General features: G+C 45.3%; 8 protein-coding genes. All 8 read left to right on the top strand.

Annotated elements, in window-relative coordinates; all coding sequences use genetic code 11:
• Positions 1-48: 48 nt before the first annotated feature.
• The 8 genes from MHH63_RS21345 (at position 49) to MHH63_RS21310 (ending at position 17,566) form a co-directional block, all read left to right on the top strand.
• The gene (locus tag MHH63_RS21345) at positions 49-2,463 is read left to right on the top strand and encodes a hypothetical protein (protein WP_341172088.1); all 2,415 of its coding nucleotides are present in this window, start codon (positions 49-51) and stop codon (positions 2,461-2,463) included.
• Between the two features lie 93 nt (positions 2,464-2,556).
• Positions 2,557-3,957 (top strand): extracellular solute-binding protein, encoded by a 1,401-nt coding sequence (locus tag MHH63_RS21340; RefSeq protein WP_076304356.1) that lies wholly within the window; start codon positions 2,557-2,559, stop codon positions 3,955-3,957.
• Positions 3,958-3,991: 34 nt separating this feature from the next.
• Positions 3,992-4,969 (top strand): carbohydrate ABC transporter permease, encoded by a 978-nt coding sequence (locus MHH63_RS21335; protein ID WP_081383334.1) that lies wholly within the window; start codon positions 3,992-3,994, stop codon positions 4,967-4,969.
• The gene (locus tag MHH63_RS21330; RefSeq protein WP_081386388.1) at positions 4,969-5,847 is read left to right on the top strand and encodes a carbohydrate ABC transporter permease; all 879 of its coding nucleotides are present in this window, start codon (positions 4,969-4,971) and stop codon (positions 5,845-5,847) included. Before MHH63_RS21335 ends, MHH63_RS21330 begins: the two co-directional genes overlap by 1 nt.
• Positions 5,848-5,866: 19 nt before the next feature.
• On the top strand, positions 5,867-12,247 hold the full coding sequence (locus tag MHH63_RS21325; RefSeq protein WP_341172087.1) for an S-layer homology domain-containing protein: 6,381 nt from the start codon (positions 5,867-5,869) through the stop codon (positions 12,245-12,247).
• Between the two features lie 1,261 nt (positions 12,248-13,508).
• The gene (locus MHH63_RS21320; protein ID WP_139331104.1) at positions 13,509-15,059 is read left to right on the top strand and encodes a spore germination protein; all 1,551 of its coding nucleotides are present in this window, start codon (positions 13,509-13,511) and stop codon (positions 15,057-15,059) included.
• Positions 15,056-16,213 (top strand): Ger(x)C family spore germination protein, encoded by a 1,158-nt coding sequence (locus MHH63_RS21315; RefSeq protein ID WP_076193734.1) that lies wholly within the window; start codon positions 15,056-15,058, stop codon positions 16,211-16,213. The genes MHH63_RS21320 and MHH63_RS21315 overlap by 4 nt, the downstream gene beginning before the upstream one ends.
• Positions 16,214-16,453: 240 nt before the next feature.
• Entirely contained in the window at positions 16,454-17,566 is a 1,113-nt protein-coding gene (locus MHH63_RS21310; RefSeq protein WP_076303404.1) for a GerAB/ArcD/ProY family transporter, read from the top strand.
• The last annotated feature ends 84 nt before the right edge of the window (positions 17,567-17,650 follow it).

Here is a 17,650-nt window from a genome sequence, read left to right as displayed (position 1 = left end):
CTCATAAATCTAAACGTTTAACTTAAAATATTGAAGAGGTGCTAGGCAATGACGATTCTAGGCAACGAAAATTTCAGGATGGAGCTAAGCGACCGCGGAGCACTTCAGTCTCTGATATTACAGGGCGACCCTAGTGAAATGAATTGGGTAGTTGATCCGTCTTATTTGAAAGAGGCAGGTTATGCGGATACAGATAAGCTATTCGGAGAATGGACAATAGAGCTAGACGGGAATATCATAAAAAGCACTGATCTGTTGCCCAAAATCACACCAGAAGGAAAAAACCGTGTATTTGTGGATTTTGAAGGTGCGCCGATTGCAATCAGACTTACATATTCTTTGGAAGATGAGCGACTAAGATGGACTATTGAAGCTATGAACCGATCAACACAGTCTGTAAGAATTAATGGTCTTCATGTGTGGTTTTCGCTCGCTTATGTCATGTACCGAGATGAAAATGTGCAGCGCAATATGAGTCAGTCCTGTGCAGTATTCCCCCATCTTGGTGGAGATTTCGCTAAAATTGCTGCCATTCGACGGAGCAACGAAGCACCACATCTGGGTGTTTATGGTGTTCAGGGCAGAACAGTAACCGTAGGTACTTATTGTAGTTATAAGAATCGTTTTCTTGAGCAGGTTTCCCCTTCTTTGGATGGTCTGCTGTATCATCGGCTATCGTTGGTGGAGGACGGATCATCTATGACCGAATCTGCAGCTGCCGACTGGATATATGGTGGCGCTTACAGTCCGCTGGATCTTGACGCTGGAGAAACCTCCAGCTGGGAATACATATTCCATCCCTGTCAGAATCGAGATGATTTCTATAGGCAGGGTATGGCCTATGGACATCCGCGCTGGAGCTATACGCCTGTATTAACCCGGGGAGGAAGGTTCGAAGCTGTTGTTGATCTGCCGCAGGGCCAGGCTCTACGTGAGCTGCGTTTGTATAGCACTTCAACGGCAACGGAGCTGATCCGCCAGGAGAATATTACGAACGAAGCTGTACGGTTGGAGTCAGGCAGCAGCTACACTATATCTTTACAGCGTTTGGAGCCGGGAGAACATAAGCTGGAGCTGGGGCTAGAAGATGGACGGACCGATATCCTGGTCTGGAATGTACTGGAGTCGATTGACCTGATTCTGGAAAAGAGAGCCGAGTGGTTGGTAAATAACAACTTTGGAGGGACAGGTGAGGCTGAGAGGCCATATGCCTTCCGTCCGCTATCGAATCAGGGAGAATCGCTGGGTAAGGTTGCTTTTCTTCTGATGAAGAATAGCATGGCCAAGGCTGTCCCCGAACAAGTAGCTAAGGCCGAGATTGCCGCAGTATTGGATGTGAAGGAGCATTGGTTTGAAGGCGGAGATTTCAATCATCCGCGTCCCTTGTATGGAGAATTCTACCGCATTTATGATCTGGATTATATTGGGCATGTCTTTTATCTATTGTCACGAATGGATGGTTCATTACTTAAAATTCATTCTCCTAGAGAATATCTACAATGGACTGCCGAAATCATGTGCCTTCGCCTAGACCCTGATCGGCATAGTGGGCAGCGTGAACAGGATGAGAGCCGTCTAAATGGTATATTTGTGCTCTATATTCTTGATTTATTAGAGGCACTGAAGCAGAGCGGTCTTTCAGAAGAGTATAAACGTCTACTTACCTTATGGGAGCAATTTGGCAGAAATCTGGAGACAGGGATACAGCAGTATGAGGGAGCTATAACGGAGCATTTTTACGATAATGCAGGATTTGGTCCTACCTGTGAAACATTGTGTCACCTTGGAAATAAAGAGGAGGCTCAGCGTTATGGGCAACTAATTCTGGCAAATATCGGATTCAGCAATGATTACAGAGTGCAGAATCCGGATCGCTGGTGGGAAGCTTTGTCGTATATGATTCATTCCCTTTGGGGTGGATTGGTAGCAGGTGCATCCCGGGTTGCCTATGAATTCCTTGAAGACCCTGAATATTTGGAAGCCGCTTACCGTTCTACGATGGCAGTATTCAATTGTTACGATTGGAATGTACGCTCTACTCCACGCCGTTTGTTGCCTGGAGAGGCAGCCTCTACATATAGTGTGGCAGCTCCTAACCTGAACATGCCAGAATTGTCGCGAAACCGTTTTGGGCAATCCGTATTTGTGGGGGCAAGTGATTCCTTGTTTGCTTCGCTGTTCTCGGGTGTGACAGGAGATGATTGGGATATGGGGGAGGAGCTAGTGGCCTATCTAATGGGCTTCGGGACAACCACATATTTGTACAGGGATCCACGCGGAAAGATGCGCTGTATTAACGGTTATATTGAAGAAGACTCGGAGGGCTGGAACGTAACAAGTTACGCTGCATATCCGTCAAGATATGTGCTGCTTGAGGATAAGCTCGAATATCGCACAACTGAGGGGATACTAGAGCCTCGCGTAAGACTGGCAGGCGGAGGAATATTCAGCCCTTGTCTGTAATCGCTAAGAATGACAAACCATGATGATTTTAGGCTAAAGCTTTAAATGCTTGGCTTGAAATAAATAGATATGAAAAAAAGGGAGGCAACAAACATGAAGTTTGGAAAACGTACTCTAGTTCTATCTTTAGCATCAATGATGGTTTTTTCCGCACTGGCAGGCTGTTCGGGCAATTCCAACAACGCGGCTCCAAAGGCATCTGAAGGGTCTGGAGCAGCCAACAAGGAAACTACGCCTGATAAAGATGTAACCTTGGAATTATTGTATTGGGGTGATGATGTACAGAAAAAGCTGGTAGAAGCGGCAGCAGAAAAATATACAGCCGACACCGGAGTGAAAATCAATGCACAAGTACTTCCAGCAGATGGCTCCTTTGATACATTTATTCAGACCCGGCTCGAATCCGGTGAACTTCCAGATATCAGTTATATGGGTGAAGGCGATATCCAAAAGTACAATGAAATGGGAATTATCGAAGATATCAGCGATTTATTAGCGGACGGAAGCATTCCTGAAAAACTATCAGCGATTACAATCCATTCACCTGAGCAAAAAGTGATTGGAGTCGGCCTATCCAACCAGTTGGAGCTGCTTTACTATAGCAAGTCCAAATTTGATGCAGCAGGTCTTGAATATCCACCCTCCAAAGTTGAAAATGCGTGGGATTGGGATACATTCGTGACAAACGCGAAAAAGCTAACGACAGATACTAAAGGAAAAACAGCGGCAGATGAAGGCTTTGATGCTGCTCTGACCGAGAACTACGGGCTTGGTATGACAGCGGGACGGGAGTTCCACCACTTCTGGGCAGCTTATGCCAACGGTGGCGGGATTGTTTCCCCGGATGGAAAGGAGTTTCAATGGGATTCTCCCAAAACGGTTGATGCCATCCAGAAGCTAGCTGACCTCGTTAACAAAGACAAGGTTGCATCCGCTTTCAATTACACTTGGAATTCTGGAATTGGTTCTGCGGTAGACGCTTTGAGTGGTGGTTATGCCATGGCAATCAGCGGATCTTGGGATCTAGCTAATATCAAAGGTAATGAAGATATCGGCGTTGGCGTTCTGCCTAAGATGGAAAAGGCAGTAACGATGAACTGTGGTGCTCCGCTTGTTGTGTACAATACATCGAAGCACATTGAGGAAGCCAAGAAATTCTATGCTTACATGGTCAACCCTGAGAACAGTCTGGAGCTGCTGAAGAGTGGTGCGTGGTTGCCGAACCAGGCAGATTGGTATACCGATCCTACCTTGGTTGAAAAGTGGACCTCCGATCTTCCTGAAAGCGCAAAAGAAACTATCCTTAGTTATTCCACAACGAAAGACGCTATCGCACAATGGCCTGCATATTACGTTCCTGCCTACCTCAAGATGAATACTGAATATGAGAAATCTATTGATCAGGCGTTGGCAGGTAAGAAAAGTGTTAAAGAAGTCTATGACGCGATCATGCCAGCGATCAAGCAGTTGTTCGAGAGCGGCAAGGTTTCCTAATTAGAGCTTATATTTGAAAAGAGGGCTATTGCTTATGAACCCAGAGAGCAAAACCGAAACGGCTGCGGTCTATGTTAAAAAGCATGCCAGAGGTGTCACCAAAGAGGCGGTGGCTGGATATTTGTTTGCAGCACCGGCCATTATTGGATTTTTGGTATTGACGCTTTATCCGATGTTGGCCAGTTTGTTTTACAGCTTTCATAAAATAACGATTATGAGCGGAAGCCAAGTTATGGAGTGGATTGGACTGGATAATTTCCGGTACATATTCACCAATACCAGCTCCGAATTCAAAAAATCCATAACGGTAACCTTGATTTATGCCTTCATTAACGTGGCGCTTGTAATCACCTTTTGTCTGATTGTTGCACTCTTATTGAACCGTAAATTTATCGGCAGAAACTTGATGCGGGCTATATTCTTTCTGCCGTCTGTAGTTCCGATGCTGGCGACAACAATTGTGTGGCAGATGCTTCTACAGAACCAAGCCAAGGGTGGATTGCTTAACTGGATTTTATTGCAGATAGGAATAGCCCCTGTTGATTTCCTGACAGATCCCATCCGTATTTTTGAGACATTGTTTATCATGAGCTTGTGGACCTGTGGTGGGACGATTGTTGTGTTCATCGCTACGCTGCAGGATGTTCCGGGAGAATTGCTGGAAGCTATCGAGATGGACGGGGGAAATGCTTGGCACAAGTTCCTCAAAGTAACCTATCCGACGATCAAGCCTGTCCTCTTTTTCCAATTGATTATGTGCATGATGACCTCTATCCAGATTTATACGCAAAGTGTGGTGTTGTCCAGAAATGGTGCACCCGATCGGATGACTTATTTTATCAACGTTATGATCTATGACCATTCATTTGTTCAGGTAGGGATGCGCGGTTTGGCGTCTGCTGAGGCATGGGTCGTCTTCCTAATCACTATGGCCATTACTGGTGTGCTGTTCTACTTCCAGGGCGCATTTAAAAGGGACGATTCGATGGGCAAAAGAAAGAAGGCGAGATAATGGCGGCTACCGCAATTATGAATTATACAAGTATCCAGAAAAAAAAGAAAAGAGCTAAAGCCATCAATACCGGGCTGATTCTGCTCTCCTGTATACTCGCAGTGGTGTTTGCTTTTCCGCTTTATTGGCTGCTGCGAGGTGCCTTCGTGAGCCATACAGAAATACTGGCGCGGCCGCCTGTGTTTTTCCCCGAGTCACTAAATGTCGATAATTTTCGGCTTGGATTGGAACGTATTCAGTTCCTGCGGCAGCTCTGGAATTCAGTTTCGATTGTAGTTCCTTATGTGATCGGGACGGTGCTGACGACAAGCTTTGCTGGGTATGCCTTTGCTAAGCTGAACTTTCCGCTGCGCGGGATGTGGTTCGTGCTGGTCATCAGTACGATGATGCTGCCTAGTGCCGTAACCCTGCTGCCACAATATTCTCTGTACACTTCTTTGGGACTAGCTGGCAAACCTGCTCTTATTATTCCGGCCTTTTTCTGTGCAGGCGGCAACGCGTATTTTGTCTTTTTGCTCCGGCAATTTTTCATGACGATTCCACTAGAACTCAGTGAAGCTGCCAAGATTGACGGTGCGGGTTATTTCCGTATCTACTCCCGCATCATGCTGCCGCTTATACGTCCCGCAATGATTGTTGTGGCGTTGTTCAGCTTTATCAACTGTTGGAATGAATTTTTCTACACCATGATTTATTTAAAGACTGAAGCAGATTATACGCTGCCTATGGGCTTGTATATTGTGAACGGGATGCGCATTCCGAACTATGAACAGGTCATGGCACTGGCGCTCGTCGTTACAGCTCCTTGTCTAGTATTTTTCTTGATCGGCAACAAATATTTTGTTGAGGGCATTACATTAACAGGAATCAAGGGATAAAAAGGAGGAATTCATCCAAATGTCAAGTCATAAATGGCCCAGAAGAGCTTCTGTAGCGGCATTATGCGCGGCTGTGGTATTAAATGCAGGGATTGTTCCCGTATCGGCTAACTACACGACTGATTTCTATCATGAAGGTGTAGGCACCGATTACGGGCAGGCGAAGTGGAAGGATAATTCTATTGTTAAGGAAGGCGTTAATTTCAGCGATGTCACCGTCGGAGAAATGATGCAGGCAATTGAAGCTTTTGATTTTGAGGCTTTTGCAAAAGATAATTCCGATTTGCCTTGGCTTGACGCCTTGCTAGTTAACGAAGGTGTCATTCCGGATGATGTCAACGACGAAGTTAGCGCCAATACTCTATTCAGCCGGGGAAGCGCTTTGTACATAAAGACTCAGGATAATACCAAGCTGGGTTTTGTGGGAACAGTGCATTACGCGGATACTTTGAACAAGGACACGATGTATAACATCACCCTTTCTACAGGAGACTTGGCAGAACAGAAAAATGTGCGGAAGAACTACCCGAGTCATGAGAATCAGACCTACACAAGCGGAGGCCTGGAGATTAACCAGCGGAAATTTATTTCCAGCTATAACAGTGCTGTAACGCTGCTTCAATTGAAGAATCCTACAGCCAGCGATATAACGTTGACGATGAAGGTTAAATCACCTTTCGTCTCAGCGGCTGAGGGTGATGAGCTGGTGGGTTACAGAGTGGCTGCTCCGCTAATGATAGGCAAAGCCGGGCAAAAGGTAGTTGAAGCAATGTCCTACGTGGATGTTCACCTGAGCGGAAACGGCATGAGTCCTTCCGGAAATGAACTGGTTAAAGAGATTACAGTGCCCGCCGGTGGCTCCGTTGACCAAAAGGTAGTCATGGGTTGGCTCGCGGATGAAATACCAGGCTCAAAGCTGCATTATGAGAGCTTTAAGGCTGCTGACAGCAATGATACAGCCTTCTCCGCACAGGTGCGGGAGTACAACGAGTGGTGGGCAGAGAACATTCCATATATCGATGTTCCCGATGAGAATGTGAAGAAGGTACTTTATTATCGTTGGTGGTGTAACCGCTTTAATTTGCTGGATGCCAACATTCCGGGCAATGACTGGCAGTTCCCGATGAACATGGAGGGCGTTCTCGGCTACAACAACGGGATTACGGTCAGTGTACCTTGGGCGATGCAGGATCTGAAATGGCTGCGTGATCCTTCCTACTTGTATGGAACCTGGCTGGCTCAAGGGGAATATTCCGAGAATAAGAACTATAAAAATAATCCCGGACGTCCTAACATCTGGACTTGGGATATGATGCAGAACACGTCGCAAGTAGGCTGGGATGCTTACAAGATTTACGGTGGTGGTCAGGAAATACTGAAGAAGTTCGCTGATTTTTCCGCCACTGATGTTACCGGCACACTTGAACATTTTAAAGGCACTAATCCAAATCTTGTTTATTATAACCATGGTCCGATTACAGGTAATGACGGAGATACCGTATCCATGCACTGGAATGGCAGTGGTAACTATGCCCGGCTGGATGGTTCTTCTACTACCTACGCCAATGCAGTGGCAACAGCGAAGATGTACGAGCAGCTTGGGGATACTGCGGGTGCAGCTAAAATGAACACTGTGGCGCAGAATATTAAGAATTCAATTCTGAATGAGATGTGGTACGACAAGGCTGACTTTGATGGTGACGGTGTGGCAGATACGAATGGTACAGGCAGCTTTTTGCACAAAAAAGTTGTGGGTGGTACCGATGTATTCAACCCTTGGCGGGATAATAACATGTTTGTCTTTAACTTTGGTGTAGTACCAACTGAAGGTGAAGAAGGATATGAGGCGAAATATTTATCCCAGTTGTCTGATTACGCAGATCCGAATTATTATCCGATCTTTCCCTTCTTTACAGCGGATCAGAACAGCATTATGAAGCGGGTGGAAGATTTCAAGAATGGCAAGACGGATGCCTTCGGTACAGACCAGTTCGCATGGTGTAACTTCGGCAACTATATTAATACCGTTCGTGCCTCTCTGCGCTATTATCCTATAGATAACATCAACAGTGACGTTTACAAAACACTGTTTGATTGGGGCGCTTGGTTGCATACAGTGGAGCCGGGCAATACGGACCACCTGGACTCTAATGAATTTTTCTGGCTGGAGGATTACTTCTTCGGCACGCCATGGACAAAAGACAATCCTCCTAACCCTAGTGGAGATATGGTACGGGCATGGATTCACCACGATACGCTTGGCATGATGAATTACACTGTGGTTGAAGATATGGCGGGTATTCAGCCACGGACAGATGACAAGATCGAGCTATGGCCGATTAATGTTGATTATGACTATTTTGCTGTAGATAACGTGCGTTATCATGATGCTAACTTATCTATCGTATGGCAGGATCCTGCTAAATACAGCGACAATCCTCATTATCAAGGTATTCCAGCAGGTTATTCGCTCTTCATTAATGATGAACTCGTAATGACAACTAACGAAATGTCCCATCTGATTTATGATACAGCTACTGGTAAGGTGGAAAAACCTTCAGGTGATGTAACTGGGGCTGTTGGCGATAACTCGAAGACACAGGTGTTATATGAAAAAGGCAGTGCTACGACACTTGCTGCGGCAGATCAAACATCCCTAGCCAGCAATGAGAAGACTGTCGATATGTTTAATAAAGCAGGCGTAGATATTGTTAATGACGGTACGAATCTGGCTGTTGCTTCAGGCACTACTGTTGAATCGACTTATATCAAGAGCGGTTCGAACATCCGCAACCTGGCGGACAATTCGACAATCGCATCGATTAATCATACGTCAAACACAGCTTTATTCGGAGGTTCGCCGAATTCCGTCGATACGGTTACGTTCAAATTTGATGGAGTCCAGGCTGTGGACAATGTAAAAGTCTATTTCTATAATGACCGGCTTCTGAACGGTTATGGTACACCACAGACATTCGGTGTCGAATATCAGGATGCTGATGGAAGCTGGAAACCAGTGGAGGGGCAATTCCGCTATCCGGAGTATATTGCTTCCAACTATAACAATGTAGAGTTCCAAAAGGTTAACACTGCAGCGATTCGCATTCATGTGACGCATTCGCTGGAACTTGCGACCGCCATAAAGGAGATTCAGATCTACAACAATAATCTGGAGGTTAAGGCGGCTGCCAATCAGGCACCAAAGGTTTATCTAGAAACACCATTGAAGGTTGAGCAAAATGCGCCTCTGACGATTATGCCGCAAATCGTTGATGATGGATTGCCAAGTGGCAAGCTGACTTATACCTGGGAGAAGATTTCAGGTGAAGGAGAAGTAGAGGAGACAGGGCTTGATAAGGCCATGCTGCAAGCAACCTTTAAGGCGACTGGTGAATATGAATACCGCCTGACTGTCAGCGATGGGGAACTTGAAACTGTCGTGAAGGTTCCAGTCACCGTATTTGTAGCTACTGCAGAACTGACAGAGATGATCGCGAAGTTTGCGGATCGGGATTCCGGCAGACTTGTCCGGAACAAGGATGATTTTACTGCGGCAACATGGCAAGAGCTGCAAGCTGCACTGACTGCTGCCAAGGCATTACTGGCTCAGGGAGAATATACACTGGAAGAGATCAAAGTGGCAACGGATCAAATGCGGATGGCGGTGGATAACCTTAGATACAGAAATGCTGCCCTTTTGGCTACCCCTAGTGCCTCTTACACTTCGGCATGGGAGTCTGTGTATGGCATTAATGATGGTTATATCCCTTATACTTCAGCAAGTATTTACAATAGCGAAGCAGAAACTCAGTATGGGAACTGGGGCGGCCCCGGTGAAAGCCACTGGCTACAACTGACCTGGAAAGAGCCCGTAACTTTGTCAGGCAGCTCCGTGTACTTCTATGATGATGAAGGCGGTGTACAGGTACCGGGAGATTACAGCTTCGAATATTGGGATAAGGATGCCGGAAAATACGTACCGGTAACGGGCTTGAGCGAGAAAGGCAAAGCAAGAAATGCATTTAACGAGGTAACCTTTGACGAGGTGAAGACGGATAAACTCCGTTTGATTCTTAATAAGCAGTCCACTAGTATTTGGACAGGCGTTAAGGAATGGCGGGCAATTTCGTCTAAGCCAGAAGGAGAAGTTCCTGCTCCCGGCGACCATGGTGCGATTGTAAGCATTGAACAGATTGCGGTGAGTACGACAGTTAACGTCGTGCCTAATCTTCCAGCTAAGGTTACGGTAACTTACGCCGATAAAACGACAGGCTTGGCAAGTGTGGTATGGGAGGAAATTCCCCTTAACAAACTCACCATTGCTACAGACTTCACTATATTTGGTAAAGTGGCGGGCACCGATATTGCTGCCAACTGCCGCATCAGTGTGAGGTACGATAAATCTAAACTTAAAGCAGCCATTGATACAGCGGAAGATCCTTCGATAAATGAAGAGAATTATACCGGAACGCCTGAGCAATGGGAGGCACTACGCATTGCACTAGAGGCTGCTAAAGCCACTTATGCAAATGACGGTGCTACCGATGGTGATATTAATGTGGCATATTCCAATTTGAAAAATGCCTTTGAAGCCTTACAGCCTGTCGAAGCTCATGATGCAACGATCAGCGGAATCACAATTCCGGGCGGATCTATTGATCAGGTAGCCAAAGAAATTATTTTACCGGATACGACTACACTTGATGAGCTGAAGGAAGGACTTACTGTGCCGGTAGGGGTTACCTTCGCTGTGTATGAACCCGATAGCATTACTATTGCGGGAGAAATTCAAACGGGTTACAAGGTCATTGTGACGGCACTGGATAAAACAACGACCAGAACGTATACCTTAACATTAGTTTCTGTAAATCCACCTCTCATAACGGCAGCCTTGGAGGAGAAGCTTAGAGCAATAGAGGCTCTGGATAAGAGCCTTTATGTAGAGGAGAGCTGGAATACTCTTGAGAAAGAGGTAGCACGTGCAGTGATGTTGCTGGAGAGTGGAACTGCTACTCAGGCAGACATTGATGAGGCATTAAGTCAGCTTACTGCGGCGGTTGCGGGCCTGAAGTTGCTTTCAGAAGCTACGCCAACACCTACGCCAACATCAACACCTGCACCGACAACGACACCAACGCCAACGGCAACGCCGAAACCAACAGATGCACCGGGTACTTATGTGCCGGTAGCCACGGCAAAACCGTCGCCTAGCGCGTCTGCGACAGCTGCCCCTGCTGTAAGCAATGGTAAAATCGTTGTCCAGACGGTCATCGGAGCAGATGGAAATGCATTGGCTGAACTGGCTGCCGCAGATGTTGAAAAGGCAGCAAAGGATGCAAAGGATGGTATTCTGTCCATTGTCGTGAATCCTACCGGAAACGCGAAACAAATTGTAGTTGAGCTGCCACTGCAGTCACTGGCAGCAGCGGGGAATGTTAAATCCCTCAAGATTGATACAGGAACAGCAAGCATAATGCTGCCGGAAAATTTCCTGAAGACTTACAAAGATGCTAAGAACGGCAAACTTAAGCTTATTGTGGGCACTGGAGATATATCCGGATTGCCACTTTCGGTAAGCAGTCAGTTGAATGCAGGTACAATTAAAGACATCAGTCTTAGCGTAGATGGTGTGATTATTCCAGGCGATGTACTGAAGACATCGGGGATCAAGCTGGCACTTCCTTATACGCTGAAGTCTGGTGAGAAAGCACATAAAGTAGTGGTTTATTACTTGAACAGTAATCAGCAACTAGAGATCGTTAAGAACGGAAGATTTAATACAGGGACACAGATGCTTGAGTTAAATTTGCAACAGCTTGGCAGTTATGTAGTGGTTCACTCGAATGTTTCATTCAAAGATACCGCTACAGCTAATTGGGCGGTAAACAGTATTGAAGCACTCGCAGCACGAGGCGCAATCCAAGGGATGGATGCTGAACACTTTAATCCAAGTGGAAATGTGACCCGTGCAGAATTCATCAAAATATTGATGAACGCTTTTGATTTACTAGATGAGACGGCTGTAAGCACATTTACAGACGTTAAGGATGGGGCATGGTATGCCAGTCCGATTGCGAGCGCTCAAAAGCTCGGTATTGTTAAAGGCAAAGCGGATGGCAACTTTGGTGCAAGCGAGGAGATTACTCGTCAGGAAATGGCGGTCATGATTTATCGTTTGGCTCAGACGATTAATATCCCATTGACCGACGGAACAAAGGCTTCTGGTGAAGCATTCTCTGATGTGAACCAGTTGTCTGCGGATGCAGCCAAAGCTGTAGAAGCGATGCGTATTAGTGGAATTATTAACGGTATGACATCCAACCAATTTGGACCAAACGGCAAGGCTACAAGAGCGCAAGCAGCGACCGTGATCTTCCGCCTGTTTGAGCAGCTTCAATAATCATGCAGCAATACAAGATATAAAAAATCGTGCAGCAATACAAGATATAAAAAAGACGCAGGTGTCCCGTAGTCATGATCATGACTGCTGGGCACCTGTGTTTTTTTGCTGCCAACCCCAAACGCCTAATCTCATGCTCGTATCCACCACGCTCTTAAAACAAACTTTGCTTCATGGTATGTAATTTGCACGCAAGAGATCGCTAACGGACCCAGGAGCCCCTAAACGTTGCATTTATCGACTTTTGGTGTGCTATCGGACCCCATAGTCGCTATTGGCATGAAAATCGCCCGATTAGAGCCACTTTTGATGAGATAGCTGCACTGGAGTCCGAAAATGTGCCCAAAAGGCGGTAATTGAGCCAATAACGCCTCCTGAGTCCGTAAGCGTCTGAGGATGTACTCGGTGTTATCGTATCTGAGTCCGTAAGCCTCAGGGGATGTGTTCGGTGTTATTGCGCTAGGTCAGTAAGCCCAAAGGATGAGTGTGATTCGGCGGTAACGGACCCAGTAGCCCCTAAACGTTGCATTTATCGACTTTTGGTGTGCTATCGGACCCCATAGTCGCTATTGGCATGAAAATCGCCCGATTAGAGCCACTTTTGATGAGATAGCTGCACTGGAGTCCGAAAATGTGCCCAAAAGGCGGTAATTGAGCCAATAACGCCTCCTGAGTCCGTAAGCGTCTGAGGATGCACTCGGTGTTATCGTATCTGAGTCCGTAAGCGTCTGAGGATGCACTCGGTGTTATCGTACCTAGATCTGTAAGTACTTGAGAGTGTATTCGTGTTATCGTGCTAGGTGCGTAAGCCCAAAGGATGAGTGTGACTCGGCGGCAACGGACCCAGTAGTCCCTAAACGTTGCATTTATCGACTTTTGGCGTGCTATCGGACTCCATAGTCGCTATTGGCATAAAAATCGCCCGAACAGAGCCACTTTGAATGAAATAGCTGCACTGGAGTCCGAAAATGTGCCCAAAAGGCGGAAAATGAGCCAATAACGCCTCCTGAGTCCGTAAGCGTCTGAGGATGTATGCGGTGTTGAGTGCCTGAGCCGAAAGTGTCTGAGGATGTATGCAGTGAGTCGCTCGCTATTGGCATGACCCCAAGGGCTGATTTAGTGACTTACCTGCGGAACCCAGCTTATGGAGCAGTCTCATTTTCTTTCTTGTTGATCCCTTTTCAGTATAATTTTGGCGGATAGGATTTGGAGAGACGGGGGATAATTTCTAGGAAACCTAATTCTGACAGGAGTGACTACTGTGGAGGAACGGCCAGCAGGTGGGAACAGCAATACGTCTCAAAAAAACACAAAATCTGAGCAGACTCTGAGTACGTCACTGGATGAAATGATGACTGTGTTTAGAGACATATTCAAGAACGATGGAACGCTTAGAATCAGAGTGTTTAGCAACATGTTTAGTGATAGTCTTCGCTTTGGATTAGTCTATGTTGACGGAATGGTTGACAAACATATGATCCAAGAGGGGATTATCAAGCCCGTCATGGCATTTGATTTTACCGAAAAGGATTGTGGCAATAAAGCCGAGCTGATGGAGAACATCCGGACGCAGGTCATTAGTATTAGCGATGTGGTTGCCTCTGAGAATTTTGATGAAATGATCTATGCGATTATAGCTGGCAAGACCTTACTGTTGATGGACGGTTATGCCGGTGTTCTGAACATTGGTGCACAGGGTTGGGAGACGAAAGCTCTTGCGGAACCGGTTACCGAAAAAAGTGTGAAAGGTCCAAGGGAGGGATTTACGGAATCACTGTTAGTAAATCTCACTCTTATTCGGCGCAGGGTACAAGATTCCGAGTTAAAATTTGTTTTTAGTTCACTGGGAACACGGTCCAAAACACCGATATGTATCTGTTACATGGAGGGGTTAGCATCACCGGCTATTCTCAAAGAATTACAGAATCGAATGGAACAGATTGACATAGATCTTATTCTAGATACGGCATCTCTGGCGGAATTAATTAGAGACGAGCCCTATTCGCCCTTTGAAATGACAGGAAGTACAGAGCGCCCGGATGCTGTAGTCAGTAACATGATGGAGGGCAGAGTTGCCGTGCTCATTGAAGGCAGCCCGTTTGCAATGACTGTCCCCTATGTATTTGTAGAGAATTTTCAAGCCAGCTCGGATTATTACATTAACTTTTATTTTGGTTCCTTCAATCGAATGTTGAGAGTTTTTGGAGCTTTTTTGTCGATCAGTATACCTGCTCTTTACGTAGCTTTAGTTACCTATAGCCAGGAAATGATCCCAACCATGTTGTTGCTCAGTATTTCTACAGCAAGAGTAGCAGTCCCTTTTCCTACAATAGTAGAAGCGTTATTCATGTTAACTATATTTGAAATATTAAGAGAGGCGGGTGAGCGGATACCTACCTATATAGGACAGGCTATCAGTATCGTAGGCGCTCTCGTGTTAGGACAAGCAGCAGTGGAGGCTAGAATAGTTAGTGCTCCAATGATTATTGTAGTCGGTTTAACAGGAATCATGACGCTACTTAACCCTAGGTTGACCGGTCCTTTAATTATCGTAAGAACATTGCTGCTGGGTGCGAGTTTTTTTCTAGGGATATACGGTTATTTTCTTGGAATGCTTGGTTTAGTAGTTCATTTGATGAGTCTGCGTAGTTTTGGGGTTCCATACATGCTTGGAGTAGGCTCAATCCGTCCTCAGGACATTAAAGATACAGCGATCAGGGCGCCGTGGTGGCATATGTATCTGCGTCCGGCGTTAATTGGGGCACGAAATATGAGGAGAAAAGGTTCCAATAAAATAAGGAGAAGACCATGAGCAAGCTGAAAAGGATACTTCTGATTGTTACATCCATGATGCTTCTGATCTGCAATACAGGCTGCTGGAACTACTTTGAAATTGACGATATGTCGATTGTTGCCGGGGTCGCGATTGATAAGGGGAAAAAAGACGGTCAGTTATTGGTGACAACAGAGATTGTAGATACGAAGGAAGGAATGAAATCAAGTCAGGCTGGCTTCAAAATGATCACGCTCGCGGGCGAGACCATGTTTGATATTGTGAGGGGAATGATCTCGATCACTGGAAAAAAGTTATTTTGGAGCCATTCTAAGGCGATTATCCTTAGTGAGGAGATTGCAAGGGAGGGAGTCACCAAAGTAATAGATTGGTACAACAGGGATACGGAAACCCGATCGGATGTGTATATTTTTGTCGCTAAAGAGAAGTCGGCTCAAGAAATCATAAGTCTCAGCAGTTCGACTGAGAGTATTATGTCCTATGCACTTGCACAGCAGATGAGGACTGAGAAAAATGTAAGTACAGCGCCGGTTGTGGAAATTTGGGACTTCATAGATAAGCTCGAGGCTTCTGGTGAATATGCCATCGCTCCATTAATTTATGTTCATGAACAAAATAAGACGAAGAATGCACGAGTTAGCGGAACAGCTATTTTCAGGATGGATAAAATGATCGGTATGATCAGTGGCGAAGAAACGAAATACATGTTGTTTGCCAACAATCAAATCGAGGGAGGTGTGTTAATCGTAAAGGATGAAAGTGGAGAACCTGCCTTTTCCCTCGAAATTTTATCCAATCGTACAAAAATAAAACCTGTATGGATAAACGGTAAACTCCAAATAAAGCTTAATACACTGACACACGCAGGACTGGACGAGGTTAAATCTTCGGGGGAATTCAATAATCTGGACAGCAAGAAGACTATAGAAAGGTGGGCTGAAAAAGAACTGGAGGAGCAGATTCTCTCCGTTATTCATAAGGTTCAGAAGGATTACCATGCAGATATTTTTGGATTTGGAGAGCTTCTTCATGAGAAAATGCCACGGACCTGGGAGAAAATCGAGAAAAACTGGGGGAAGGAATTTTCCAACGTAGAGATAGTAGTGAATTCCAAGGTGATTATCGAGAGCAGTGCACAAACGTCAAGGTCTATCAAGATTCATCAAAAATAGGTGATAAAATTGGTTGTTGTGGTCATATTTATCTATGCGGTAATTGTTTTGAGTGATCTTTATGGTCTATGGAAACAGGGGATGAAGCGGGATTTTTATGTTTCTTCCGCACTATGTCTGGTATCATTCTGTATTGCTTTTGCATTGGCAATGAGATGGTCACTCCCTAGTCCTTCACCATACCTAGAACACTGGATTAAGATGCTATTTTAGGGGACAAGCCTAAAGGGAGAATAGAGTATGAACAAAGAGATCGTATCAACAGGGCATGCTATTAGTATTGCTGTCTTGTTTATTATGGGGACTTCAATATTTATGGGTGTGCCGGGAGAATCCGGTAACAGTAACTGGATCGCCGTATTATTAGCCATGGTACTGGTGGTCCCACTGCTGCTGATATATGCCAGACTACACATCTTATTACCAGGCAAGGATCTATTTGATATGTTGATTACCGTGTTTGGAGGCGTCTTGGGTCGAATCATTTCTTGTCTCTATATTTGGTATACCTTTCATCTAGGGACACTAATTCTTAGGGTTTTTGGAGAATTCAGTAGATCCGTTACTTTAACCGAAACACCAATGATAGCACCTATGGCATGTCTTGGACTGTTGTGTATATGGATAGTTAAGGCTGGGATTGAAGTGCTGGGGAGAAGTTCTAAGCTTCTATTACTGTTCGCAATATTTGTTAATCTAGTCATTGTCACCTTAGCTTTTTCCAAAATGGAATATCATCACCTACTTCCGCTGTTGGATAAAGGCTGGAAGCCATTATTTAACGATACGCTGGGCACATTTTCTTTTCCATTTGCAGAGGTTGTAGTCTTTCTGGGGGTATTCGGTAATTTATCGAAGAAGAGCTCAGCGAAGAAGGTATTATTTGGTGGCGTAGCGATTGCTGGGGCAATTATTATTATGGCTACACTACGGAACCTATTGATGCTGGGTCCTGAGGTCTTGTCTAGTTTATATTTTCCGGCTTATGTGTCTGCAGGGCGTATTAATGTAGGAGATTTTTTGACCCGAATTGAAGCGTCATCGGCAGTGGCTTTTGTAATCACAACATTTATAAAAGGAAGTTTATGCCTTTACGTATCTTGCATTGGAGTAGCTAAAGTATTCAAGCTCAAGAGTTACCGCTCCGTTGTGCTTCAGATGGGACTACTCATGATCTATTTTGCGGATTTTGTGTACAAGGATATTATGGAAATGTACTATTTCTCTTACCATATTTATAAAATATACGCCTTTCCTTTCCAGGTGATTATTCCGTTGATATTATGGATTTGCGCTGAAATTGTTGTGAGCCGAGGTAAAAATAAACAGATAGCGCCGCAGTCGCAGCAATAGCTCTAAATAGGAGGATACAGGTGTCTCGTGAGCCATAAAAGGTGGCTGTTGGGGTGCTTGTGTCCTTTTTGTTATGAGTAATTA

The sequence above is a fragment of the Paenibacillus sp. FSL H3-0310 genome (genome assembly GCF_038002785.1).
In the GTDB taxonomy this organism is placed as follows: Bacteria; Bacillota; Bacilli; order Paenibacillales; family Paenibacillaceae; genus Paenibacillus_AQ; species Paenibacillus_AQ odorifer.
This window is presented reverse-complemented; position numbering and strand designations above follow the sequence as displayed.

Coding starts and splice junctions, on each gene's coding strand:
- MHH63_RS21345 (WP_341172088.1), top strand. CDS start 49: ATGACGATTCTAGGCAACGAAAATTTCAGGATGGAGCTAAGCGACCGC.
- MHH63_RS21340 (WP_076304356.1), top strand. CDS start 2,557: ATGAAGTTTGGAAAACGTACTCTAGTTCTATCTTTAGCATCAATGATG.
- MHH63_RS21335 (WP_081383334.1), top strand. CDS start 3,992: ATGAACCCAGAGAGCAAAACCGAAACGGCTGCGGTCTATGTTAAAAAG.
- MHH63_RS21330 (WP_081386388.1), top strand. CDS start 4,969: ATGGCGGCTACCGCAATTATGAATTATACAAGTATCCAGAAAAAAAAG.
- MHH63_RS21325 (WP_341172087.1), top strand. CDS start 5,867: ATGTCAAGTCATAAATGGCCCAGAAGAGCTTCTGTAGCGGCATTATGC.
- MHH63_RS21315 (WP_076193734.1), top strand. CDS start 15,056: ATGAGCAAGCTGAAAAGGATACTTCTGATTGTTACATCCATGATGCTT.
- MHH63_RS21310 (WP_076303404.1), top strand. CDS start 16,454: ATGAACAAAGAGATCGTATCAACAGGGCATGCTATTAGTATTGCTGTC.